This window comes from Rhizorhabdus sp. GW822-FHT03C02 (assembly GCF_058801765.1).
This window is the reverse complement of record NZ_JBXANN010000002.1, coordinates 219,572-243,650: the sequence shown is the minus strand read 5'-3', so window position 1 is coordinate 243,650 and position 24,079 is coordinate 219,572. Positions and strand designations below refer to the sequence as shown.

General features: G+C 67.7%; 24 protein-coding genes and 1 tRNA gene. 14 read left to right on the top strand and 11 right to left on the bottom strand.

Annotated elements, in window-relative coordinates; genetic code table 11:
- Positions 1-124 precede the first annotated feature (124 nt).
- From hisC to AC1RM6_RS08190, 4 genes are all read left to right on the top strand, one after another.
- Positions 125-1,225 carry a histidinol-phosphate transaminase gene (gene hisC, locus AC1RM6_RS08205; protein ID WP_493099976.1) on the top strand — a complete coding sequence of 367 codons (1,101 nt, stop codon included), beginning with the start codon at positions 125-127 and terminating at the stop codon, positions 1,223-1,225.
- The gene (locus tag AC1RM6_RS08200) at positions 1,225-2,130 is read left to right on the top strand and encodes a prephenate/arogenate dehydrogenase family protein (RefSeq protein WP_493099974.1); all 906 of its coding nucleotides are present in this window, start codon (positions 1,225-1,227) and stop codon (positions 2,128-2,130) included. The genes hisC and AC1RM6_RS08200 overlap by 1 nt, the downstream gene beginning before the upstream one ends.
- Positions 2,131-2,244: 114 nt before the next feature.
- Complete coding sequence (locus AC1RM6_RS08195; protein WP_493099972.1) at positions 2,245-2,640, top strand: type II toxin-antitoxin system RelE/ParE family toxin; 396 nt, start codon at positions 2,245-2,247, stop codon at positions 2,638-2,640.
- A 19-nt stretch (positions 2,641-2,659) separates the two neighbouring features.
- A complete protein-coding gene (locus AC1RM6_RS08190; protein WP_493099970.1) occupies positions 2,660-2,941 on the top strand; it encodes a helix-turn-helix domain-containing protein in 282 nt (93 codons plus the stop codon).
- Positions 2,942-2,984: 43 nt separating this feature from the next.
- On the opposite strand, the gene AC1RM6_RS08185 is transcribed toward AC1RM6_RS08190, so the two are convergent.
- From AC1RM6_RS08185 to ftsE, 4 genes are read right to left on the bottom strand one after another with little or no spacing between them, the layout of a single operon-like run.
- Complete coding sequence (locus AC1RM6_RS08185; RefSeq protein ID WP_493099968.1) at positions 2,985-3,668, bottom strand: lysophospholipid acyltransferase family protein; 684 nt, start codon at positions 3,666-3,668, stop codon at positions 2,985-2,987.
- Positions 3,668-4,201 (bottom strand): YdcF family protein, encoded by a 534-nt coding sequence (locus tag AC1RM6_RS08180; protein ID WP_493099965.1) that lies wholly within the window; start codon positions 4,199-4,201, stop codon positions 3,668-3,670. Before AC1RM6_RS08180 ends, AC1RM6_RS08185 begins: the two co-directional genes overlap by 1 nt.
- Positions 4,198-5,100 carry a cell division protein FtsX gene (locus AC1RM6_RS08175; RefSeq protein ID WP_493099963.1) on the bottom strand — a complete coding sequence of 301 codons (903 nt, stop codon included), beginning with the start codon at positions 5,098-5,100 and terminating at the stop codon, positions 4,198-4,200. Before AC1RM6_RS08175 ends, AC1RM6_RS08180 begins: the two co-directional genes overlap by 4 nt.
- Entirely contained in the window at positions 5,100-5,801 is a 702-nt protein-coding gene (gene ftsE, locus AC1RM6_RS08170; protein WP_493100601.1) for a cell division ATP-binding protein FtsE, read from the bottom strand. The genes AC1RM6_RS08175 and ftsE overlap by 1 nt, the downstream gene beginning before the upstream one ends.
- Positions 5,802-6,047: 246 nt before the next feature.
- Between ftsE and AC1RM6_RS08165 the strand changes: the two genes are divergently transcribed.
- From AC1RM6_RS08165 to AC1RM6_RS08150, 4 genes are all read left to right on the top strand, one after another.
- Positions 6,048-6,785 carry a zinc-ribbon domain-containing protein gene (locus AC1RM6_RS08165; RefSeq protein WP_493099961.1) on the top strand — a complete coding sequence of 246 codons (738 nt, stop codon included), beginning with the start codon at positions 6,048-6,050 and terminating at the stop codon, positions 6,783-6,785.
- Positions 6,786-6,838: 53 nt separating this feature from the next.
- On the top strand, positions 6,839-7,954 hold the full coding sequence (locus AC1RM6_RS08160; RefSeq protein ID WP_493099959.1) for a 6-phosphofructokinase: 1,116 nt from the start codon (positions 6,839-6,841) through the stop codon (positions 7,952-7,954).
- Between the two features lie 97 nt (positions 7,955-8,051).
- Positions 8,052-8,138 (top strand) — tRNA-Leu (locus AC1RM6_RS08155).
- 268 nt (positions 8,139-8,406) lie between these two features.
- Positions 8,407-10,611: an acyl-CoA dehydrogenase family protein gene (locus AC1RM6_RS08150; protein WP_493099957.1), complete on the top strand. Its 2,205-nt coding sequence runs from the start codon at positions 8,407-8,409 to the stop codon at positions 10,609-10,611.
- Between the two features lie 47 nt (positions 10,612-10,658).
- On the opposite strand, the gene AC1RM6_RS08145 is transcribed toward AC1RM6_RS08150, so the two are convergent.
- Entirely contained in the window at positions 10,659-12,161 is a 1,503-nt protein-coding gene (locus AC1RM6_RS08145; RefSeq protein ID WP_493099955.1) for an alpha/beta hydrolase domain-containing protein, read from the bottom strand.
- 106 nt (positions 12,162-12,267) lie between these two features.
- Between AC1RM6_RS08145 and AC1RM6_RS08140 the strand changes: the two genes are divergently transcribed.
- Positions 12,268-12,717: a MarR family winged helix-turn-helix transcriptional regulator gene (locus AC1RM6_RS08140; protein ID WP_493099953.1), complete on the top strand. Its 450-nt coding sequence runs from the start codon at positions 12,268-12,270 to the stop codon at positions 12,715-12,717.
- Here AC1RM6_RS08140 and AC1RM6_RS08135 read toward each other — a convergent pair.
- The 4 genes from AC1RM6_RS08135 to AC1RM6_RS08120 all read right to left on the bottom strand — a co-directional run bounded on the left by AC1RM6_RS08135 (position 12,695) and on the right by AC1RM6_RS08120 (position 17,414).
- A complete protein-coding gene (locus AC1RM6_RS08135) occupies positions 12,695-13,396 on the bottom strand; it encodes a phosphatase PAP2 family protein (protein WP_493099951.1) in 702 nt (233 codons plus the stop codon). The two genes, AC1RM6_RS08140 and AC1RM6_RS08135, sit on opposite strands and share 23 nt — an antisense overlap.
- Positions 13,396-15,639: a TonB-dependent receptor gene (locus AC1RM6_RS08130; RefSeq protein WP_493099949.1), complete on the bottom strand. Its 2,244-nt coding sequence runs from the start codon at positions 15,637-15,639 to the stop codon at positions 13,396-13,398. Before AC1RM6_RS08130 ends, AC1RM6_RS08135 begins: the two co-directional genes overlap by 1 nt.
- A 226-nt stretch (positions 15,640-15,865) precedes the next feature.
- Positions 15,866-16,543, bottom strand: coding sequence for a peroxiredoxin-like family protein (locus AC1RM6_RS08125; protein ID WP_493099947.1), 678 nt, complete (start codon positions 16,541-16,543; stop codon positions 15,866-15,868).
- Positions 16,544-16,565: 22 nt separating this feature from the next.
- The gene (locus tag AC1RM6_RS08120; protein ID WP_493099945.1) at positions 16,566-17,414 is read right to left on the bottom strand and encodes a TauD/TfdA dioxygenase family protein; all 849 of its coding nucleotides are present in this window, start codon (positions 17,412-17,414) and stop codon (positions 16,566-16,568) included.
- Positions 17,415-17,695: 281 nt separating this feature from the next.
- Between AC1RM6_RS08120 and AC1RM6_RS08115 the strand changes: the two genes are divergently transcribed.
- Positions 17,696-17,977, top strand: a complete 282-nt coding sequence (locus AC1RM6_RS08115) for a hypothetical protein (RefSeq protein ID WP_493099943.1) — start codon at positions 17,696-17,698, stop codon at positions 17,975-17,977.
- Between the two features lie 90 nt (positions 17,978-18,067).
- Here AC1RM6_RS08115 and AC1RM6_RS08110 read toward each other — a convergent pair whose 3' ends face one another.
- The gene (locus tag AC1RM6_RS08110; protein WP_493099942.1) at positions 18,068-18,286 is read right to left on the bottom strand and encodes a hypothetical protein; all 219 of its coding nucleotides are present in this window, start codon (positions 18,284-18,286) and stop codon (positions 18,068-18,070) included.
- Positions 18,287-18,598: 312 nt separating this feature from the next.
- Between AC1RM6_RS08110 and AC1RM6_RS08105 the strand changes: the two genes are divergently transcribed.
- From AC1RM6_RS08105 to AC1RM6_RS08095, 3 genes are all read left to right on the top strand, one after another.
- On the top strand, positions 18,599-18,808 hold the full coding sequence (locus AC1RM6_RS08105) for a hypothetical protein (protein ID WP_493099940.1): 210 nt from the start codon (positions 18,599-18,601) through the stop codon (positions 18,806-18,808).
- Positions 18,809-18,812: 4 nt separating this feature from the next.
- On the top strand, positions 18,813-19,304 hold the full coding sequence (locus AC1RM6_RS08100) for a hypothetical protein (protein ID WP_493099939.1): 492 nt from the start codon (positions 18,813-18,815) through the stop codon (positions 19,302-19,304).
- Between the two features lie 129 nt (positions 19,305-19,433).
- Positions 19,434-22,457 (top strand): EAL domain-containing protein, encoded by a 3,024-nt coding sequence (locus AC1RM6_RS08095; protein ID WP_493099937.1) that lies wholly within the window; start codon positions 19,434-19,436, stop codon positions 22,455-22,457.
- A 21-nt stretch (positions 22,458-22,478) separates the two neighbouring features.
- Here the strand turns inward: AC1RM6_RS08095 and AC1RM6_RS08090 are convergent, their stop codons facing one another.
- A complete protein-coding gene (locus tag AC1RM6_RS08090) occupies positions 22,479-23,039 on the bottom strand; it encodes an NAD(P)H-dependent oxidoreductase (RefSeq protein WP_493099935.1) in 561 nt (186 codons plus the stop codon).
- Between the two features lie 83 nt (positions 23,040-23,122).
- Here AC1RM6_RS08090 and AC1RM6_RS08085 point away from each other — a divergent pair, with 83 nt between their 5' ends.
- On the top strand, positions 23,123-24,034 hold the full coding sequence (locus tag AC1RM6_RS08085; protein ID WP_493099933.1) for a LysR family transcriptional regulator: 912 nt from the start codon (positions 23,123-23,125) through the stop codon (positions 24,032-24,034).
- Positions 24,035-24,079: the final 45 nt, after the last annotated feature.

Sequence of the window (24,079 nt, the reverse complement as noted above, 5' to 3'; positions counted from 1 at the left end):
GGCGAAGCGGGCTAGGACCCGCGCGGGCCGCTTGTCAATGATGCGCTCGCGAGCCGGACCGGCGGCGCATTGCGGCGATCTCGCTTATTGCGATCATCGCCACCGCAGCCTAGAGCCCACGGCCATGACGAAGCCCCTCCCCAAGCCGTGGATCGACGCCATCGCGCCCTATGTTCCGGGCCGCTCGACCACCGATGATGGCCGCAAGGTCGCCAAGCTGTCTTCGAACGAGAATCCGCTTGGCACCAGCGACAAGGCGCGCGCCGCCTTCGCCGCCGCCGCCGCCACGCTCGATCGCTATCCCGACGCCGGCGCGACCGCGCTGCGCCAGGCGATCGCTGCCCAGCACGGGCTCGATCCGGCGCGGGTGATCTACGGCACCGGATCGGACGAGGTGCTCCACCTCGCGGCAGGCGCCTTCGCCGGCCAGGGCGACGAGATCCTCTATGTCCGTTACGGCTTCTCGGTCTATCCGATCGCCGCACGCCGGGTCGGCGCCGAGCCGATCGAGGCCGACGACCGCGACTATGCGACCGACGTCGATGCGCTGATCGCGCGGATCACCCCGCAGACCCGGGTGATCTTCGTCGCCAACCCGAACAACCCGACCGGCACCTATAGCAGCCGCGCCGAACTCGCCCGGCTCCATGCCGCGGTGCCGGCCGACTGCCTGCTGGTGATCGACCAGGCCTATGCCGAATATCTCGCGCCCGAGGATGACGATGGCGGGCTGGAGCTCGCGCGGACCCAGCCCAATGTGCTGGTCACCCGGACCTTTTCGAAGATCTTCGGGCTCGCCGCCGAACGGATCGGCTGGGGCTATGGATCGGCCGAGGTGGTCGAGGCGATGCACAAGATCCGCGCGCCGTTCAACATCACCACCGCCGGCCAGCAGGCGGCGATCGCCGCGGTCGCCGATGCCGAATTCGTCGCCGCCAGCCGCGACCATAACGCCAAATGGCTGCGCTGGTTCGAAGGCGAGATCGCGGGCCTCGGCAATCAGGGGCTGCGGGCGGTGCCGAGCAAGGCCAATTTCTCGCTGGTCCTGTTCGAGGGCCGGCTGACCGCGGAGGCCGCCTATCACGGCCTGATGGAGGCGGGCTATATCGTCCGCTGGCTGCCCGGCCAGGGCCTTCCCAACGCGCTGCGGATCACCATCGGCACCGAGGACGAGGTGCGCGGCATCGTCGCGGCGCTGCGCGGCCTCGCGGAGAATGCGGGCTGATGCTGCCCTTCGCGCGTGTTTCGATCATCGGTCTGGGCTTGATCGGTTCGTCGGTCGCCCGCGCGGTGCAGGCGACGATGCCGACGGTGCGGCTGTCGGGCCATGACGCCAGCCCCGAGGTGCGCGAGCGGGTGCGGGCGCTCGGCTTTCTCGACGACGTCGCCGACACCCCGGGAGCGGCGGTGATCGACGCCGACCTGGTGATCCTGTGCGTGCCGGTCGGCGCGATGGGCGCGGTCGCCGCCGAGATCGCCGACGACCTGCCCGCCGATGCGATCGTCAGCGATGTCGGATCCTCGAAGGCGAGCGTGATCGCCGCACTGTCGCAGGCCTTGCCGGGGGCGACGATCATTCCCGCGCATCCGGTCGCCGGCACCGAGAATAGCGGCCCCGACGCCGGCTTCGCGACGCTGTTCAACGGCCGCTGGTGCATCGTCACCCCGCCCGAGGGCGCCGAGCCGGTCGCGGTCAGCCGGGTGGTCGAATTCTGGAAGCGGATCGGCGCCAATGTCGAGACGATGGACCCCAAGCATCACGACCTGGTGCTCGCGGTCACCAGCCATCTCCCCCACCTGATCGCCTACAGCATCGTCGGCACCGCCTCCGACATGGAGGAAGTGACCCAGAGCGAGGTCATCAAATATTCGGCAGGCGGCTTCCGCGACTTCACCCGCATCGCCGCGTCCGACCCGACGATGTGGCGCGACGTCTTCCTCAACAACAAGGATGCGGTGCTCGAGATGCTCCAGCGCTTCTCCGAGGACCTGACCGCGCTGCAGCGCGCGATCCGCTGGGGCGACGGCGACGCGCTGTTCGACCTGTTCACCCGGACGCGGGCGGTCCGCCGCAGCATCATCGAGCAGGGCCAGGACGACAGCCGCCCCGACTTCGGGCGCTCGCACTAGCAAGTCGGTTCCAGCCAGAATCCCTCCGACCATAGCCTTTCAAATATCATTCGCCTGAAAGCATCCGCTGCACATTGCGGAGTGTAGCTCCAGGAGCTATAATTTCGGCTCTCGATGACGACGCTGATGACCAAGGCCTTTGCGCGTTTCGCCCGGAAAGCGGAGCTATCCAGCGAAAGCCTTGCACGCGCGGCTGCCGACGTTGCCGCGGGCAATTTCGATGCCGACCTCGGTGGCCATGTCTACAAGCAGCGCGTTGCACGCGCAGGCGAAGGCAAGTCGGGCGGCTTCCGTACCCTGATCATCTTCAGGGTCGGTCGGAACAGCTTTTTCGCGCACGGCTTTGCCAAGAGCGAAAAACCCAATGTCAGTGCCAAAGAGTTGAAGGCGCTGAAGAAGCTTGCAGAAATCCTGCTCGATCTTTCGGATGACGATATCGGACGGGCGGTTCTGGCCGGCGAATTTGTGAAGGTGACGGACAATGGCGACAACCAAATACGGATCGGCTGAGAGCCCCATTCTCGCATCCGTGCGCGAAACCGCGATGGGCCTGCACGATGCCGGCATCATCGACAAGACCACGATGCGTGAGATCGATGCCCTGTGCCTGGCGCCGGTCGAGCCGCTCGCCCCCGATGAGATCCGCGCCTTGCGCGAGCGCGAGAATGTCTCGCAGCCTGTGTTCGCTCATTATCTGAACGTCCGAAAGGATGCCGTCAGCAAATGGGAACGCGGCGAGAAACGCCCGGACGGGCCGTCGCTCAAGCTCCTCAATCTCGTGAAGAACAAGGGTCTGGCGGCGATCGCTTGAAGCGATATGAGTCAGGTGTAATCCCACATATTGATCGCGGCCTTCACTCCAGTGCGTTCATCCCCGCATGCACCCGCGCCTCGACATCGGCGCGGGGGAGGCCCGGTGGCAGCACTTCGCCGAACCGCATCGTCACCACCCCGGGCCGCTTGATGAAGCTGCGCCGTGGCGAGACCAGGCCGCTGTCGAGCGCGACCGGGACCACCGGCAGGCCGAGCGCCTTGTAGAGCCCGGCGAATCCCGCACGCAGCGGCGGCTGTTCGCCCGGCGCGACCCGGGTGCCCTCGGGGAAGATCATCACCGACCGTCCGGTCGCGCGGGCGGCGGCGGCATCCTTGACCATCTGGCGCAGCGCCTTGGCCGATCCGGTGCGGTCGACCGGGATCGTGCCGTAGCGGCGCGAGACGCCGCCGAAGATCGGGATCGTATCGAGCTCGCGCTTGAGCACCGCGATCGGGCTGTTCGCGACCACCACCAGGTCGATCGTCTCGTACATCGACTGATGTTTGACCGCGAACAGATATTGGCCGGCCGGCACCGTGCCTTCGACGCGGGTGGTGATGCCCAGGATGGTGCGCGCGCACCAACGGTGGAAGACCGCCCAGCGCCGCCCCTGGCCGGCCATATGCCGGGGTCCGAACGGGATCAGCACCGCCGCGAACAGCACCATGAGGATCGTGCCGCCATAGAAGATGACGGCGAACAGCAGCGAGCGCAGAAAGGCCATCAGATCCCCACCAGCGCGGCGAAGCGCCGCAGCACATATTTGTTATATTCGCGCACCAGCTGCACGAAGCCCGGTTCGGTCGGCACCGCGTCGGTCACCACCTGCACCTTCGGACCGACCATCGCCCTGAGATCGAACCGGGCGCGCGCCATATGCCAGTCGGAGGTGACGAGGCGGATCGAGTTGTAATGGTGCCGGCGGATCCAGCCCGTGGCCTCGTCGGCGTTCGACCGGGTGTCGACCGATTCATGGCCGAGATCGACGCAGCAATCCATCAGATGCGCGGGCACATGGAATTGCAGCGCCAGTTCGTGCGGCTTGACCTGGCGATCGACCCCCGAGATCAGCAGGCGCTTGGCCTGCTGCGCCGCGATCAGCGCGAGACCGCGTTCGATCCGGCCGCTGCTGCCGGTCATCACGACGATGCCGTCGGTGGCGACATTGTCGGGGGCGGGCTGCGGCAAGAACAGCGCGAACACCATGAATCCGGCGATCCACAGCACGATCAGCAGCCCGGCGATCCGCGCGATCACAGCCTTTGCCTCAGCGCGAGCATGATCGTGATCCGTGCCGCCAACATCGCGAGCAGGGTGCCGCCGAGCGGAAACAATATCAACACCGCCCAAGCCAGCGGCGGCAGCCCGATCGATCCGAGCAGGTCCGATCCGACCTCGACGATCCGCTCCCCCACGCCCCAGATCACCAGCGCGGCGAGCGCCAGCCCGACCGCCCCGCCGAACAGCGCGTCGAGCGCGATCCGGCGCTGGAACAGCCGCGCGATCTGGGCATCGGTCGAACCGAGATGGTGCATCACCTCGATCGTCGCCTGGTGGGTGTTGAGCGCCGCGCGCGCCGCGAGCACCACCGTGAAGGCGGCCGCCGCCGCCATCATCAGCACCAGCACCCCCGCCAGCCAGCGCAGCGACCCGAGCAACCCCGCGAGCGGCCCGAGCCACTGCGCATGATCGTCGATCCGCGCCGCCGGGGCGATCCGCAGCACCGAGGCGCGCACTGCCGCCATCCGGTCGCGCTTGCCGCCCGCGAAGCGGACGTCGATCATCGCCGGCACCGGCAGGTCGGTGTCGGCCAGCCCGGCGCCGAGCCAGGGCCGCAGCAGGTCGGTCATCGCCTTCTCGCCGATCCGGTCGACCGCGACCACCCCCGGCATCGCCCGGATCACGGTGGCGACCCGGTCGGCGGCGGCGTCGCGGCGCACGCCGTTGGCATCGACGATCTGGATCGTGAACTGGCGCCCCAGCGTCTCGTCGAGCTCGTTCGCGGCGAAGCTGAGCGCCAGCCCGGCGGCGGCGGCGAGCACCATCAGGAACATCATGATCGCGATCACCCAGGGCATCGGCCCCGACAGCCAGCCTTCGGGCAGCAGCTTGCGGGCCGCCGAGCTTCCGAGCCAGTTCGCGCGCTGTCCGGCCATCAGTTGCGCTTCGGCGGATAGCGCAGCGCGCCGGTCGGGTCCGATACCCGGCCGCGATCGAGGCGGATTACCTGCGCATTGTTGACCCGCGGCACCAGATGGAGATCGTGGGTAGCGACCAGGATCGTGGTGCCGAGCTTGTTGAGCGCGTCGAACAGATAGAGCAGCCGCTCGGCCATTTCGGGATCGACGTTGCCGGTCGGTTCGTCGGCGACGAGGATCTCGGGCCGGCCGATCACCGCGCGGGCGATCGCGACCCGCTGCTGCTCGCCGCCCGACAGCGTCGCCGGCCGGGCGCTGGCGCGCCCCGACAGCCCGACCCATTCGAGCATCTCGCGCACCGGCGTGTCGATATCGGCCTCCGGCACCCCGTTCACCCGCAGCGGCAGCGCGATATTCTCATAGGCCGACAGATGCGGGACCAGCCGGAAATCCTGGAACACCACCCCGATCCGCCGCCGGAACAGCGGCATGCGATCGCGCGGCAGGGTGACGACATCCTCGCCGAACATCCTGATGAGCCCACGGCTCGGCCGCTGCGCCAGATAGATCAGCCGCAGCAGCGAACTCTTGCCCGCGCCCGACGGGCCGGTGAGGAAATAGAAGGCCCCCGCCCCCAGGCTGAAGCTGACGTCGGACAGCGTTTCCGCGCTCGTACCATAGCGCAGACCGACATTCTCGAACTGCACGATGCTGCCCATCGCGCCCGGATTCATTGCTGGATAATCCCCTGGCTGCGCATATCCCGGCCATGACACAGGCCCCGCCCACAAGGCAAAAGATTCCGCGATGGCGGGCCGGTGCCGGCCGCCGGATCCGGTGCGGTCGTCATGAAAATGCCTATCGTTGCAACGTTACGGAACCGATACACCTGCGCGGGGTTGCAGGGGCATGGTGGCCATGGTTAGTGATGTCATGCGCGGCCGCGCCAATAATGTCTGGGTCCAATGATACTTTCCTGCCCGTCCTGCAATACGCGCTATCTCGTCCCCGACACGGCGGTCGGCCCTACCGGTCGACAGGTTCGCTGCGCCAATTGCCGGCACAGCTGGTTCCAGGAGCCCCCCGAACTCGATCTGCGCGAGCCTGCGCCGGCGCCCGCCGCGCAGCCCGTGCCGCCCACAGCTGCCACGACGGCCACACCTGCGCCGTCGCCGGCATCTCCCCCGACCCTGGCCGAAGAGCAGGTCGTCGCCCATTATGACGCGCCCGACTTCGTGGCGCCGGCGCTGCCGCCGGTGGCCATCCGGCCGCGGCGCCGCAATGTCGGCAAGCTGCTGACGATCGCCGCGGCGATCGTCGCGCTGGTGCTGATCGCCGCGATCGGCGCGGTGATCGCGATCGGACCCGACACGCTCGCCCAGAAGCTGGGCCTCAACCCGGCGCCGGTGATGCTGCGGATCGAAATGACCCGCAAGCCCGACCGGCGCGAAACCGCGAGCGGCAACGAACTGCTCGCGGTCGCGGGACGGATCGTCAATCCGACCGCCAGCACCCAGACCGTCCGCGACATCCGCGCCGAGCTGCGCGACGTCCAGGGCCGCACCGTCTACAGCTGGACGATCACCCGCCCGGTCGCCCAGCTTCCGCCCGGCGGCGCCGCCGATTTCGATAGCGCCGCGGTCGATATTCCGCGCGGCGCCAAGAATCTCCATCTGAGCTTCATCGGCCCGACCGGCAGCTAAATCTCCTCCCGGCCGTTACGCCTGCGACCGGAGGCAAAGCGGAGGGAGCCTATATGCGGATCGGAATCCTGACCGGCGGCGGCGACGTGCCCGGACTCAACCCGTGCATCCGGTCGATCGCGCTGTCGGCGCTCGATCGCGGCTGGGCGATGACCGGGTTCAGGCGCGGCTGGCAGGGCTTCCTCGAGATCGATCCCGACGACCTCGACAGCATCGCCGCGCAGACGATCCCGCTCGATCGCGAGGCGGTTCGCGGAATCGACCGGGTCGGCGGCACGATGCTCCACACCTCGCGCACCGATCCGCGCACGGTAAAGGGCGGCGACCGGACCCCGCATGTGCTGGCGGTGCTCGCCAGGCTCGGCATCGACGCGCTGATCACGCTGGGCGGCGACGGCACGCTGCGTTTCTCGGCGCATCTGTCGTCGCTTGGCTTTCCGGTGATCTCGATCCCCAAGACGATGGACAACGACGTGTTCGGGACCGATTACTGCATCGGCTTCTCGACCGCGATTACCCGCTCGGTCGATGCGATCAACGCGCTGAGGACCACCGCCGAAAGCCATGAGCGGATCGCCGTGATCGAGCTGTTCGGCCGGCGCTCGGGCGAGACCGCGCTGCTCAGCGGCTTTCTCGGTCAGGTCGACCGCACCGTGATCTCCGAGGTCCCGGTCGATCCCGACATATTGCTGCCGCTGCTCGCCGCCGACCGCATGAGCCGGCCCGCGCGCTATTCGATGTGCGTCATCTCCGAGGGCGCGTCGATCATCGGCGAGGATCATGAGGCCGACACGCATGGGAGCACCGAGCGCGCGCTGTCGAACACCCAGCGCCAGATCGAGGCGGTCGGCCCGCGGCTCGCCCGGCTGATCGAGAAGCGCACCGGCCAGGGCACGATCGTCCAGCAGCTCGCCTATCTGATGCGCGCGGGCGATCCCGACGCGCTCGACCGGATGGTCGGCTTCGCCTTTGGCGGGCTGGCGATCCAGATGATCGCGGCGAAGCAGACCGGGCGGATGCTGGCGCTGCGCGACGGCAAATATACCGATGTGCCGATCGATACGCTGCTCGAGGCGACCAAGTCGGTCGACGTCGGTGCGCTCTACGATCCCGCCACCTATCGCGCCAAGCTGATGAATGTGCGCGGAATGCCGATGTTTCTTTATTGAGTCACATAGACGCGATTATGCCATTGCGCCCACCCGAACCCTTTGCTAGTGGCACCCGCCTACCAGCATCCCGGGCACCCGGGATCCTACTCGGTGTGCGGTCGTGGCGGAATTGGTAGACGCGCAACGTTGAGGTCGTTGTAGCCGAAAGGCTGTGGAAGTTCGAGTCTTCTCGACCGCACCACCCTGTCCCTTGGACACCCTGGAACCGCTGGCAAGGCCATGCTCCCGCGAAAGCGGGAGGGTTCCAGGGCGTGTCCATTTCCCCTTACCATACCACGATTTGCCCCAGCCTGATCGTCGCCGCGATGATTGGCGCCGGCGCCTGCCGCCCGGGATATTGATCTTGATCGCCCCCGGCGCATCCGACAGACCGACGGCAACAGGGCCTGCAGTGCGGGGCAACCGCGCGACGACGGCCCCATAGCCAGGATGCCCAGAGGAGCCTTCGCATGAAACTCGCATTGCCGGACGACAGCCAGCCCGTGCAGGAAATGTTCGAGCGGTTCTTCGCCGCCGAATCGACCTCGGTACGGATTCGCGCGGCCGAGCCGGTGGGTTTCGACCAGGCGCTCTGGGATGAGTTGCTCGGGCTCGAAGCGCCGCTGATGCGCCTCTCGGCCAATGCCGGCGGCGGCGAGATGAGCCTGTTCGACACCTGCCTGATGATGGAGCAGGCCGGCCGCCGGCTCGCCTCTGCGCCGCTCGCCGAAGCGATCGTCGCGGTCCGCATCCTCGGCGAGATCGGCGGCGACGCCGCGCGCGAATGGATCGAGAAGGTCCGCGGCGGCACCCTGATCACCCTCGCGCTCCACGATGCCGCGCCTGGCAAGCTCCAGCTCGTCCCCGGCGGCGCGGTTGCCGGTGCGGTGCTCACCTTCGACGGCAGCGAGGTCGCGATCGAAATCCCGGGCGCGCCGCTCGACGCTCCTTCGACCCTCGGCGGTGCGGCGATCGGCCTGTTCACCCCCGGTCAGGGCGAACGCATCGTCCTGTCGGGCAATGCCGATGCGGCGAAGATCTGGGCCGCCGGGATCGAGGAATGGAAGCTGCTGACGTCGGCAGCGCTGGTCGGCCTGTCGCGCGAAGCGCTGCAGATGGCCGCCGCTTATGCCAGCGAGCGCATCGCCTTCGGCCAGCCGATCGGTGCCAACCAGGGCATCGCCCACCCGCTCGCCGACGATGTGATCGACGCCGATGGCGGCGCGATGCTGCTGTGGTGGACGCTGCGCGCGATCGCCACCGGCCATGACGAGGCTGCGGCGACGGTGTCGATGCTGTTCTGGTGGGCCAGCCGCACCGCGACCCGCAGCGTCGCGCATGCGCTCCACACCTTCGGCGGCTATGGCCTGTCGAACGAATATGACATCCAGCTCTACCATCGCCGCGCCAAGGCGTGGGCGCTGGTGCTGGGCGATCCGAAGGTCGAACTGATCCGCGCCGGCCGCCGGCTGCTGCTCGGCGAGACCGCGGCCCTGCCCGATCCCGGCGTGGTCGACATCGATTTCGACCCGCCCGAAGGCGGCCAGGAGCTCGCCGACGAGACCCGCGCGCTGTTCGCGAAGATCCTCGATCCGACCAAGCACAACCTCGTCGACCATAATTTCGAATCGCACGACTGGGAGGTTCACCGCGCGCTCGGCGCCGCCGGCCTGCTCTATCCCGACTGGCCGGCGAAATGGGGCGGCCGCGATGCCGATGCGGACGCGACCCGCGCCAGCCTGACCGTCTGGCAGGAGGTCGGCTATGCGGGTCTCCCGCGCAGCACCACCGCGATGATCGGCCATGTCGTCCAGAAGACCGGCACCCCCGAGCTGCAGGATGAGGTGCTGCTGCGCATGGGCCGCGGCGAGATCAGCGCCTGCCTCGGCTATACCGAGCCGTCGGGCGGTTCGGACGTGTTCGCCGCCAAGACCCGCGCGGTCCGCGACGGCGACGACTGGATCATCAACGGCCAGAAGATGTTCACCTCGGGTGCCGAACTCGCCAGCTATGTCATCCTGATCACCCGCACCGATCCCGACGCCCCCAAGCACAAGGGCATCACCGTGTTCCTGGTGCCGCTCGACAAGCCCGGGATCGAGATCCACCCGGTCCACACCTTCATGGACGAGCGCACCAACGCGACCTTCTACCAGGATGTCCGCGTCGAGGACCGCTATCGGATGGGCGAGATCAATGGCGGCGCCAAGGTGCTCGCGGCAGCGCTCAGCATGGAACAGAGCGGCGGCTATTATCATATCCTGATGCGCGAGATGGCGCACTCGGTCGCCGACTGGGCGCGCGAGGAGCAGCGCGACGGCAAGCCGGCGATCGAGAATCCCGACGTCCTCGCCCGCCTCGCCGAGGTCCATGCCAGCGCGCGCATCGCCGAGACACTGTCGGGCCGGGTGCTCGGCGCCAAGCTCGCCGGCCAGCCCGATCTCGCCTACGGCCCCGCCGCGAAGGTCTTCTCGACCGAGGAGTTCATCAAGCGCTCGGCCGACCTGCTCGACCTCGCCGCCCCACGCTCGCTGCTGCGCGGCCAGCAGGGGCTCGGCCTCGTCGAAAAGGGCTATCGCCACTCGACCGCGACGACGATCTATGGCGGCACCAGCGAGGTGCTGCGCTCGATGGTCGCCGAACGACGCCTCGGCCTGCCGCGCAGCCGCGCGTAACGCTGTTGGTCGGGGCCGCGCGCGGGCGGCCCCGATCACGCTCTTGCCTAAGATGCCGCGTCGAAGTTGATCGCCGCGATCTCCAATATCTCCTGGCGGTCCTCGGCGAGCAGGTGGCCCGCCGCGATCGTCGCATCGAGCGCCTTTTCGAACTTCGCCAGATAGTCGGTCTTGCCGCCCGGATAAAGCCGCGCCAGCGTCGCCTTGTCGAACGGCTCGCCGGTGCCGACCAGCATCGCCACGAACGATCCGCCATTGCCGCCGCCGGTCAGCCGGATCGTCGGCACGTCGACCCAGGGCGACCGGATCCCGCCCTTGGCGAGGCCGTTGGCGTCGAGCGCCAGCGTCGCGGTCTCGCCCTCCTTGCCGCCGGTCGCGAGATCGAGCTTCGGAGTCGACGCCGGCGGCCTGCCGCTGCGCACCCATTTGTCGACCGCGGCGAGCGCCGCCTCGGTGATATAATGGTGCGGCATCCCCGGATTGCCGGGCTTGTCGAGCTTGCCGCCCGGCGCGTTGGTGCTCGGCACGAACACCTTGGCGAGCTGTGCGGCGGGGCGCGTCCCCGAATCGCCGAATGCGCCCATGAACAGATAATTGTCGGCGTGCGAGGTGCCGGCGATCTCCCACACCCGCAGCTTGTCGCTGTCGGGCTGGCGCGACGCATGATAGCCGGGCAGCCGCGCGCCGAGCAGGTCGGTCTCGGTGATCACCGTCAGCAGCGGTACGCGCAAGTCGGGTCGGAAGCGGACATGCGCAGGAACGATCCCCTCGCCACCCATCATCCGGGTGCCGTCGATCGCCGCGCTGCTGCCGAAACGCGAATGGATCATGAAGCCGTCATAGACCTTTGCCAGCCGGTCGACCGCGTTGACATAGGTGGTCAGGAACGCCGCCGACTGCGATTCGCCGATCGCGATCACCCTTTTGGGCACCAGCGGCCCGATCAGCCCGCCGGCCTTCGGCCCCTTCAGCGCCGCGCCGACCTGCGAGAAGATGTCGAACGAATAGGCATCGCCCGGATGCGCCAGCGTACCGTAGCGCTTCGGATCGGCCTTCTTGAGCGGCACCCCGCCCGCCGACATGATCGCGTCGCCGCCCTCGACCCCCATCTTCTGCGCCGACACCGCGACATAGGCATAGCCTTTGCGCAGCATCTCGCGATGCGCGACCATCCAGTCGGCCGGCGCATCCTGTCCCGCGGTGACGTTGAGCCACTCGACCAGCACCGTACCGTTGAACTTCGCGGGATCGGTCGGCCGCACCACCACCACCCGGGTGGCGAACGGTGCGGTCGCCGCGGCGGTCGCGTTCCAGCGGCCATCGGCGGGCGCGGCGCCGGGCAGACGATAGGAGGTCGCGGTTCCCGACAGGAAATATTCCTCGGTCTGATAGCCGAGCGGCGTGAGGTCGAACGCCCCGAGCAGCAGTACCGGCTTGCCCGGCACCGCGGCGATCGCAGCGGGTGTCGCGGCGGCCGCGGGCGGCGCCGCCACCGCCAGGCACAGGGCTGCGGCGCCGATCGCCGATCCGAAAAAGATGCTGTTGCGCATGCTGGCCGATCCTCTCCTGTCCGCGGCGTATCGCCGTCGGTTCCAGCCATGATTGGTAGGCAACTTACCAATTGTTGGCAACAGACGATGTCGATAGAGGATGGCCATGGCGACCGACCCGAAACAGCCTGAACTGCGCGATCCGCTCGACGACATGATCGGCTATCAGCTGCGCCGGGCGTCGCTGGTGACCTTCACCGCGTTGAACGAGCAGTTCGAGGCGCTCGGGCTGCGGCCGATGGAGGCGATCATCATCCGGCTGGTCGAGGCCAATCCCGGCTGCAACCAGGCCGAGATCAGCCGCTCGCTCGGCATCCAGCGCACCAACATGGTGCCGGTGATCGGGGCGATGGTCGATGCCGGGCTGATATCGCGCGCGGTCGCCGACGGCCGCAGCCATGCGCTCCACCTCACCGACAAGGGCCGCGCGCTCCACGCCAGGATCGCGCGGGTCGCGCAGGTCGAGGAGGATCGCTTCTTCGGCGATCTCGATATGACGACCCGCACGACCCTGCTCGGGGTGCTGCAGGCGATCAGGGCGCGGGACGCGAACTGATCGGCCCGAGTTCGGCCTGCGCGGCATCGAACTGCCGCCGGAACGCGGCATCGGCCATCAGCCGCTCGGCGACGATCATGCCGAGCACTTGGCCCGCGGCGACATCGCTCGGAAAATGCATCTCGCAGGTCAGCCGGCTGCGGCCATAGCCGGCGGCGCGCGCCATGATCGCCGGCGCCCGCGACGGCACCAGCCGGGCGAGGATCGCGCCCATCGAAAAGCCCATCGTCGTGTGCCCGCTCGGATAGGACGACAGCGGATCGTCGTCGGTCGTGCAGGCCTTGACCGACGGATCGACGATCCACGGGCGCTTGCGCTGGAACAGCGCCTTGGCGCGATCGGCATCGCGCTTCTCCTCGGCGCGGACCAGCGCGAACAGCGCCGCGGTCTGCGGCATCGCCCGCAGATCGACACCCAGGCCGACCGCCGCATTGAAGATCGACACATCCTTGGTCTTGTCGTCGGCGTCGGCCGCGTCGAACTCCGCTGGCGTCCGCTGCGCCTCGATCGCGTGGAGCACCGCCAGTTCGCCGACGGCGACCTTGCTGCCCTCGGCGGGCGGGGACGGCAAGATCAGTGCCGGGTCGATCGCGTCGGCGGGCAACGGCGGCGCCACCGTCGGCCCCTTCGCCGCGACCAATGCGACCGCGGCGACGCAGAGCAGCAGGGCGCGGCGCATCAGAACTTCACCGTGACGTCGCCGGTTATCGACCGGCCCGACTGGTAGAAATATTGATCGAACGGGGTCGTCTTGCCCTGGCTGATATTGGTCACCCGCCGCGAGTCGAACAGGTTCGACACCGCCAGACCGACCCGGGCGATGCCGAAATCATAGCTGCCGGTGAGATTGGTGAGGTTGTAGCCCTTCAGGCGATAGGCCGGCAGTTCGCCGTCGACCGCATATTGGGCGCCGGTGAACTTGTCGATCACCGACAGCCGGACCGGACCGCTCTTGAACAGCACACCGGCGGCGGCGGTCATGAACGGGGCATTGGCGACCTGGGTGTGCGCCGCGCCGGGATTGTCGGTCTTGGCGTAGTTGCGCGAGGCGTTGGCGAACACCGCCAGCCCATTGTCGAACGCATAGGTCGCCTGGCCTTCGACGCCCTTGTAGGTCACCGCGCCCTGGTTGATGAAGATCGTGCCCTCGCCGGGCACCGTCGAGGCGAACGACGCGAACTTGTTCTTGAACTTGATATAATAGCCGTCGACGTCGAGGCTCAAATGGCTGCCATGAAAGACCGCGCCGGTCTGATAGTTGGTCGACCGCTCGGGCGCGACCGTCGAGAGCGTCGGGTTGGCGACATAGAGCACGCTGAGCGGCGGCATCAGGAAACCGCGCGCATATTGGCCATAGACCGAAAGCCGGTCGGTCGCGGCATAGTTGACCGTCGCGAACGGCAGCGTCGCCGAATAGCTGTTGCTCAGCACCTGCGCGTAGCGCGTGGTCTGGTTGTAGTCGGCGTCGATCTTGCGGTTGAAATCGACATGCTTGACGCCGGGGGTGATCTTCAGCCCCTCGATCGGCCGCAATTCGAGCTCGGCGAACTCCTCGGTGTGGTTGATCTGCGAATGCTGGTCGAACTTGATGTCGGCCGGGGTCTTCGCGCCGGTGGTCGGGTTGGTCACCGCCTTTTCGACATAGTTGGGCTGGCCGGTGACCAGGTCGACGTCGCGCTGCTGGCGATAGGTGTGCGAATGCTCGAACCAGGCGCCCGCGGTCAGCGTGCCGAAGCCGAAATCGAGCCTGGTCTTGGCGATGTCGCCATAGACCCGATATTTGTTGGTCTTGGTATAGCCCGACACCCCGGTGACGGTGGCCCCGGTCGGCGCGAACAGTGGGGTCGCCGACAGCCGGACCTTGTTGGCGGCGGCGATCGTCGCGGCGTCGGCGGTACCGAACAGCGTCACGTCGGTCCCGCTGAGCGTCTCATTGTCATAGCTGTAGGTATAGGCGCGGTTCTCGAAGGTCGCGGTCGGCGACAGGTTGGCCTCGAACTTGACGATCTCGAAATCGGTCGTCTTGTGGGTGTGGTTATAGCCATAATAGGTCTGGCTGGTCGGATCGTCGTTCAGGCTGAAATTCTTGCCGAACTGCGCGACCTGCGCCAGCGTCGCACCATCCTTGTCGGGCTGGTTGAAGCTGTTCTCGTTATAGGTCGCGAGCAGAGTCAGCTTGGCGTCGGGCCCGATCGGGATCATCGCCTTGCCGAAGATGTTGTTCGCCCTGAACGGGCTGAAACTGCGCTCGCCGTCGGACTTGGTGTGCTGCGCGCTCAGCAGGAACTCGCTGCCGCCCAGCGCCGCGACCGCGCCGCTCTGCACGAGCCCGCGCAGCAGATAGGTGTTGAAGCTGCCATAAGTGCCCTTGAGCTCGGCGCTCGCATCTTCGCGGGTCTCGCGCGAGAACATGTTGATGTTGCCGCCGAAGGTCGCCTGGCCGAGCTGGCTGGCATTGCCCGGACCGCGATCGACGATCAGCGTCTCGATCGTATTCGACGGGAAGAAGGTGTTCGAATGATGGGTCGGGTCGTTGGTGTCGCCGAACGGCACCCCGTCATAGGTGATATTATATTCGCCGTCCTGGAAGCCGCGGATCTGCGCCTTGGACTCGCTCAGCCCCGATCCGTTCGACCCGCCATAGTTGGAGACGCTCGGCGAGATCAGCGCGATGCCGTTGAAATCGGTGGTCGCGGGCAGCGAATCCTCGATGAAGGATCGCGATATGATCGCCTGCGGCTGGGTGGTCGTCAGCGCGGTGGTCACCGGCGCGATCTCGTTCGCCTTGGTGGCCGTGACGATGATCTCGGACCCTTCGGCGATGTCGGCCGCGGCATCGGCTTCGGCGGCCTGGACCGGATGGCCCATGATCGCGAGCGGCGAAATTCCGAGCAGCAACGCGCTCAACGACAGTTTCTTCATATATCCACCCTTTTTTCCGATTTGGCTCGGCGGGTGGGGCTCTGCGCCTTGGGATGCGACAGATCGGCTACCGGTTCATGACGAAATCATGAATATATATGTCTGAATATTTCTTTTTTCCGACAGATGTTTCCAGCTGCGGGTTCGGCGCGGGCGCGGCGTCTTGCTCAATTCGCCCGCACCACGAAACGCCTGTTTTCAGGCATTTCGTGGCGTTTCGGATCGGTCAGGCCGCGACCGCGTCGGCGGCCGTGGAGGTGCGGTCGAGCGCGGCGAGGATCGCCGGCGACTCGGTCCGCTTCAGCCAGTCGGGGCTGATGTCGGCGAAGCGGACAGTCCGGTCGCGGTCGATCAGGATCACCGCCGGCTGCGGCAGTTCCCAGCTCCCGGTGCCGGTGAGCGAACCGATCCAGTCGCCCTCCTTCGGCGCCGGGCCGGCATCGACCGGCTCGAAGGTCAGCCCGAAGCGGCGGCCGAGCGCGTTGCCGCGATCGGAGGCGACCTCGAACGACAGGCCGTGGCGCTCGCGGATCGCATCGAGCCCCTTTTCGGGCAGATGCGGGCTGACCGCGACCAGCCTCACCCCGGCGGCGCGCAGCGCCGGCGCAAGGGTCCGATCATAATGAGGCAGCGCGATGTTGCACGCCGGGCAGCCGGCGAAACGGAAGAAGATCAAGGCGACCGGCCCGTCGGCGGTCAATTGGTCGAGGGTGACGCTAGCACCTGTCGACAAGTCGAGCGTGAACGGCTCGACGATATCGCCCTCGGCGACCACCGCCGCCGGATCGAAGGCGGCGACCAGCGCGCGGCGCTGCTCGACATTCTTCGCCAGCTTGGCGGGTTCCCAGCTGCGTTCGCGTTCGGCGTGCAGCGCCTCGAACGCCGCGGTAAGGCTCTCGGTCATGTCTCTATCCTTGCTTGTGGGTTCAGCGGACGCGGTGCGGGATGTCGTCGCTGGCGATCAGCACCCGGTGCATGACCCGCGGAAAATCGCCATAATCCTTGACCGCATAATGAAGGCCGGCGCGGTTGTCCCAGAAGGCGACCGATCCCTTGCGCCAGCGGAAGCGCACGCTGTGCTCGGGCTTCTTGACCTCGTCGTAAAGCCGGGCGAGCAGCGCGTCGCTCTCGGCGCGGTCGAGATCGACGAAGCGCGGCTTGAGGCTGAAATTGATCCAGAAAATGTCCTCGCCGGTTTCGGGATGGGTGCGGATCACCGGGTGCGAGACCAGCGGATAGATTTCGCCGGCCTTGGCGAGCGAACTCTGGAAATCGTGGACGACATAGAGCGTGTCGATCGCCGCGCGCAGATCGTCGGGCAGCCCGCGCAGGATCGCGGCACCGTTCGCCCAGATCGTGTCGCCGCCGACGTCGGGAATATGCTCGGCACGCAGCACCGCACCGAGCACCGGGTTCAGCCGCCAGCTCGTGTCGGTATGCCAGTGATTGCCACGATCGGCATATTCGCGCGCGGCCTCGGCCGCGATCGGCTGGATGATGCGATGGCTCTGCAGCCCGCCGCTCGGATGCGCATAAAGTTCGCCGAAATTGGCGGCGAAATCGAGCTGCTGGTCGCGGCCGATATCCTGATCGCGGAAGAACAGCACCTTGTGGCGCAGCAGCAGCGCGTAGAGTTCGTCGCGCAGCGCGCGATCGAGCGGCTGGGCCAGGTCGATGCCGCCGATCTCGGCGCCGATCACGGGGGTGAGCTGTTCGACCTGCAGGCGTCCGGTGGGCGGCGCGTCGAGCGGCGAACGGGTGGCGGCTGTGGCCATGACGGATCCTCGCTTTGGCCTCCGGGGAGGCGGGGCCTCCAGAGCTAGGCCCGGGCGCCCCCGCGCGACCAACGAGATTGCCGCATCAGCCGTCGAGAATCTTTTATAGTTGATTCAGCCCGTGCGGCGCTCGAGCAAAATTGATCCCGGATGCGTGAGCATCTTCGGGATCACAAAAGATCCCTGATCGAAACCACGATGTGCTAGGATCGGCGCTGCAGGGATACGTAGAGGCGCAAAGGCGGCTCCTCGGATACGCCCCTCGACCAGAGGAGATGCGGATGGCCCCGAGCGACATGACCCAGGACGATGTGATGACCGCGGATTTCTGGGCGGCACCGGCGCGGCTGATGCGCACCGCCGATCATGGCCGCAGCTGGCACGGCGCGCGCAGCGTCCCGCCCGAGATGATGGCCGGATCGGTCGCCACCCTCGTGCGCCATATCCAGGCGCAGGACAGCGAGGATCTGTGGCGGTTCGCGATCGTCACCGGCGACGATCATTATATCCGCAACGCCGAACTGCGCAGCCTGATCAGGCGCGAGGATGTTCCGGCAGACTGAAACGACGGCCCGAGGTCATGGTTTGCATAACGGCCTCCAGCCGGGTCACCACCAAGGTGCCCGGCACAAGACTACCGCTTTTCCAGTTGTTTAACCGTTGCGCAGGCGCGACGGGATCCGCGTCACCGGCCCGCTCATGACCTTGGCGCCATAAGCGCGGGTGACGACCGCGGTATCGTGCGCGTTGAGCAGGACGACGCGGGTGCCGCCCGACAGCAGCGGCTCGATCACGCTGATCGGCGCGCTGTGCTTGGCGCACATATCGGTGACATGCGCCACGGTGGCGTCGACGTTGATGGCTCGGGACATTGGGGGAAGGCTCCTGCACGACGCGATCGTGCCTGCCGAAATTAGCGGCGCCAGCCTAGCAGTATGGCGCCCGACTGTCGCCGTCGAAATCCATGCGGGGTTTTCGGCCCGGCAATGCTATGGGCAGCGCATCGCCGGTACGCGTCCGTAAGCGCCGGCGGCTGAGAGACCAGCGCGCTCCCGCTTACGTCCGATGGAATTTCAGCCGGGACCGCGACCCTCTTCAGGGTCGTCCCGATATATGGCCCCCGATATCGCCGGGGCCGATGCCGACGGTTCCCCAAGCCATTGCCCCCGCTCCAGGAGAGCCTCATGCCTGCCCAGCTCACATCCTTCACCATCGTCCGCACCGGCGACGACTATATCGTCCGCATCGGCACCCAGGACGGCGCGAACCACGAGATCGTCGCCACCTTCGAACAGCTCGACCTGCTCGCCGAAGAGATCGATCGCCAGCTCGACAGCGACGAGGAATCCGATCTGGCGTCCGGTCCGTTCATCGGGGCCAATGACCCCGACTGAGCGCGTGGCGACCCGGCATGGCATCGTGCCGGCCGGCATCCGCCCCCCCTGCAGGATCGAACAGGCCTATCTGGCGCTGATGCGGGGCAGCATGTTGCTGGGCCGGGTCAGCGGACGCGCCGACGCGGTGCTGCGCGACGATGCCCGGCTGCGCGCGCGGGTGCTGATGAACCGGCTGCGCGAACTCGACCGGCTGACCGCGATCCTGCTCAACGAGATTGCGGGTTCCGCAGGGCTCGACCCGGCCCAGACCGCGACGGTCCGCCGCCGGCGCAGCGTCGCCGCCAAGCTCGGCGCGGTCCGCGCCCTGCTGCCGCTCGACGCCGGCGACGAAGCCCGGCTCGATGCGATCCGCGACGTGCGCCGCCGGCTGGCGCGCGGGCATAACCCGCCGGCGTCCGCCCGGGATCTCGCCGCCATCTACCGCTTCTACGGCGAACTCGCCGACCGCCTGTTCGCGCGGCGGCCCGCCATGCCTGTAGCGGTTGCCGCTTAAGCCAAAAGTCTAACGGTCTTCGGACTATCGACCTCCCCGATCGGCTTGCCCCGTCCAATCGATGAAGAAATCTTAACCTTCTGTGATCGATAATCACGCACGGTTGGCGAATGATCGGGTGACGTTGCGTTGGAAGCCTATGGTGGCAGAATACCGAAGACCGATCGTCGCCGTCGCGACGTCGGGGTCCCCGCGGACGCTGCCCGCCCGGTCGACTGGATTTCGGTCGCCGCCGAACTGAACCAGGCCGCGGCGATGCGCGGCCGGGCCGACCCCGCCGATCCGGCGATGCCGCTCGACCTGTCCGAACTCGCCCTCACCCGCGCCGACCTCGAGGATGCCTGCGAGATCGCCCAGCTCGGGGTCTGGCGCTGGATCGTCGGCAGCCAGGATTTCAGCTGGTCGTCCGAGGTGTTCCGGATCGCCGGCCGCAACCCCGCCGATTTCGTCCCCACCCTCGACCGCACTTTCGACTGCCTCCATGCCGACGACCGCGCGGCGATGCGCCAGCATCTCTACGGCACCGCCCGCACCGGTCTACCGGTCGGCCGCGAATTCCGGATCGTCCGGCCTGACGGCGGCATTCGCCATTGCTGGGCCAAGATCCGGCCGATCCTCCACGATCGTATCGTCGTCGCGGTGCGTGGCGTGCTGCTCGACATCACCGAGCGCAAGGAGGCCGAAGGCGCGCTCCAGGCCAGCCAGCAACATTATCGCAACGCGGTCGCGCTCAGCCCACAGATCCCGTGGATGTCCGACGCCGAAGGCAATATCCTCGAAGTCGGGCCGCGCTGGCCCGAACTGGTCGGCACCAGCTGCGAGGAAGCGCTCGGCCAGGGCTGGATCGGATCGCTCCATCCCGACGATGTCGACCCGACCCTGACCGCCTGGGCGTATTCGCTGCGGACCGGCGCGCATGTCGACCTGCGCTACCGGCTGCGTCAGCGCGACGGCCGCCACACATGGTTCCGCGTCCGCGCCGACGCCTGCCGCAACGATCGCGGCGAGATCGTCCGCTGGTACGGGCTGGTCGAGGATATCCACGAACAGGTCACCGCCGAACTCGCGCTGCGCGAAGGCGAATATCGGCTGCGCAGCGCCCACCAGGCCGCCGGCATCGGCGAGTTCGAGCTCGATTTCATCGGCGGTGCCGCCCATCTGTCCGAACAGAGCCTGTTGCTGCACGGCCTCGCCGCCGACGCCGATCCGGTGCTGCCCGGCAAGGACAGCTGGTCGGCGCTCGTGCATCCCGAGGACGGGCCCCGCGCCTGGGCGGCGGTCGACGAGGCGGTGCGCACCGGCGGGCTCTACGACTTCACCTTCCGCGTACCGCAGCCGGACGGCGACATGCGCTGGGTCAACGGGCTCGGCCGGGTCCATTATGACGAGGCCGGCCAGCCGGTGCGGATGCTCGGCATCAATATCGACGTCACCGCGCGCAAGCAGGCCGAGATCAGCCTCGAAGGCAGCGAGGCGTTCAACCGCAGCATCGTCGAGGCCAGCACCGACAGCATCAAGCTGCTCGGCGCCGACGGCCGGATATTGTTCGAGAACGACGCGAGCCGCCGGGCGATGGAACTCGACGGCAATGCCTGCTTCATCGGCCGCGACTGGCTGAGCCTGTGGCCCGAAACCGCGCAGGTCGAAGCGACCGAGGCGCTGCGGACCGCGCTCGCCGGCGGCAGCGCCCGCTTCTCGGCCGCGCGCGCCACCGCCAAGGGCACGATCAAATGGTGGGACGTGGTGGTGTCGCCGGTGCTCGCGGGCGGCAGCGCGCCGATCCGGCTGCTCAGCATCGCCCGCGACATCACCCATCAGAAGCAGACCGAGGACCAAGTCCAGTGGAGCGCGACCCATGACGCGCTGACCCTGCTGCCCAACCGCCGCCTGTTCGAGACCCGGCTCGCCGAGGCGGTCGAAGAAGCTTTGGTCTCGGGCGAGGCGGTCGGGCTGATCGCGGTCGACCTCGACCGGCTCAAGCAGATCAACGACACGCTCGGCCATGACGCCGGCAACGCGATCCTCCAGACGATCGGCCAGCGGCTTCAGGAATCGATCCGCCCCGGCGACACCGCCGCGCGGCTCGGCGGCGACGAATTCGCGATCATCCTGCGCGGGGTCGAGGGCGAGGCCGAACTGGCGGCGATCGGCCAGCGGGCGCTGGCCCGGCTGCGCGAGCCTTTCGTCTATGCCGGCCAGACGCTCGACTGCCGCTCGAGCATGGGCGCCAGCCTCTATCCCCACGACACCGCCGAGCCGACCGAACTGCTCAAATATGCCGATATGGCGCTCTATTCGTCGAAGACCGCCGGCCGCGGCGGATTGCTGCTGTTCCGCCCGCAGATGCGCGCCGACCTGCAGCAGCGCGTGTCGATGATCGCGATCGCCCGCGATGCGATCGCCGCCAACCGGGTCGCGCCGCATTACCAGCCGAAGATCGACCTGGTGTCGGGCAGGATCGCGGGCTTCGAGGCACTGATGCGCTGGACCGACCGCACCGGCCGCCTGCGCCTGCCCGGCGCGCTCGCCGCCGCGTTCGAGGATCATGAGGTCGCGACCTCGATCACCGACCGGATGCTCGACCGCAGTCTCGCCGACATTTCGGCCTGGATCGCCGCCGGGGTCGATTTCGGCCATGTCGCGATCAACGCCTCGGCGGCCGACTTCCGCCGCCCCGACTTCGCCGAACAGGTGATCGAGGCGCTGCGCCGTGCCCAGGTGCCGGCCGAGCGGCTCCAGATCGAGATCACCGAGCCGGTGATCCTCGGCCGGTCGGCGGACTCGGTCGGCAAGGCATTGCGTCGGCTCGCCGATGCCGGGGTGCGGATCGCGCTCGACGATTTCGGCACCGGCTATGCGTCGCTCAGCCATCTCAAGCAGTTCCCGGTCGACGTTATCAAGATCGACGGCAGCTTCCTCGCCGATGCGCGCGACGATGGCGACGCCGCACCGATCGTCGAGGCGGTCGTCAATCTCGGCCGCAGCCTCGATCTCGATGTCGTTGCCGAAGGCGTCGAGACGGTATCGCAGGCGCGCCGGCTGCAGCGGCTCGGCTGCCGCTATGGCCAGGGCTTCCTGTTCTCGGCGGCGGTCGCCGCGGCCGATGTCCCGGCGATCTGCCGCCGCAGCTTCGACGCATTCGATCGGCCCTGACCGCGCCGCCGGGCGCCGCGGTCATCGCCACCCCGGCCGACCGGTGTCGCCGGCCCGCCACGCGCTGATACGCGTCGCATAGGCGCGCCCCGCCGCGGCGAGTTCCTCGGGCGAGGATTTGTTCGCACGAAACAGCAGGAACGGGTCCGCCCAGCGCAGCCCGCAACGATAGGCGGTCGCCTGCAACGGCCGCAGCAGCGCCTCGAGCGCAAAGAGGTTGGCGCCGTCGGGCGTGTAAGCCGATCGGTCGTTGCCCGCGGTCGCGGCGACCATCAGCGGCAGGTCGCGGATCGATTCGCCTTCCTGCGGACGGATATAGAACATCCGCGTGAGCACCAGATCCTGCCATGCCTTGAGCAGCGGCGGGGTCGAATACCATTGTACCGGAAATTGCAGGATCAGCCGGTCGGCGGCGACCAGCCGCGCGACCTCGACATCGGCATCGATGCTGTCGACCGACGGATAGAGTGCCGCCATGTCGACGATCTCGACATCGGCGAGCGCGCTGGCCGCCATGGCGAGCGCGCGATTGGCCTGCGAACGGGCAGGCTCGGGATGGAACAGCAGGATCGATGTGGACATGGTCGGTCTCCTTCGCCGACCGGCCTAGGCGCGCATCCCATCATCCTTCCAATCGATAATATATATACCATAATATCCATCTGATGAATTTGCGCGGCATCGATCTCAACCTGCTCGTGATCCTCGACGCGCTGATCGACGAGCGCCATGTCTCGCGCGCCGCCAACCGGCTCGGCCTGTCGCAGCCGGCGACGTCGAGCGCGCTCGAACGCTGCCGGCAGCTGTTCGGCGATCCGCTGCTCGAACGCGCCGATCGGGCGATGCGGCTGACGCCGCGGGCCGAAGCGCTGCGCGAACCGCTTCGGCACATCCTCGCCGGGGTCGAAGCGCTGGTCTCGGTCGCCCCGCCCGCCCTCGCCGACATCCGCCAGACCGTCCATGTCATGATGGCCGACATCCTCGGCGCGCTGCTCGCCCGCCCGCTGGTCGAGGCGATCGGCGCCGTCGCCCCCGGCATCGACCTGGTGCTGCATGCGTGGCGCGGCGGGCGCGAGGCGGTCGCCCGCGCCGCGAAAGGCGGCATCGACCTGATCGTGTCGGTGCTGCCGCCGGTCGATCCGCGCGATTTCCATGTCGAGGCGCTGGTCGACGAACATTATCGCGTGGCGATGCGCGCCGATCATCCGGCCGCCGCCGATTTCGATCTCGATCGCTGGCTCGCCTGGCCACACATATTGATCTCGTCCGACGGATCGACCCATGGCCCGCTCGACGAGGCGCTGGCGGGGATCGACCGCGAACGGCGGATCGCGCTGGTGGTGCCGAGCTTCATGCTGGTCCCTGACCTGCTCCGCGAAACCGACATGATCGCGATGCTGCCGAGCCTGTGCCTCGGCGACCGCACGGCGGCCGGGCTGGCCGGCTTCGCGCCGCCGCTGCCGATTCCCGGTTTCACCCTGCACATGGCCTGGCATCGCCGCCGCGACCGCGACCCCGCGGTCGGGCTGGTCGCCGACCGGATCCGCCGGCTCGTCCGGGATGTCCCGCAGCGCTGATATCGACGATCGCAGACCTGGTCCATCGGCAAGGGACACATCGGC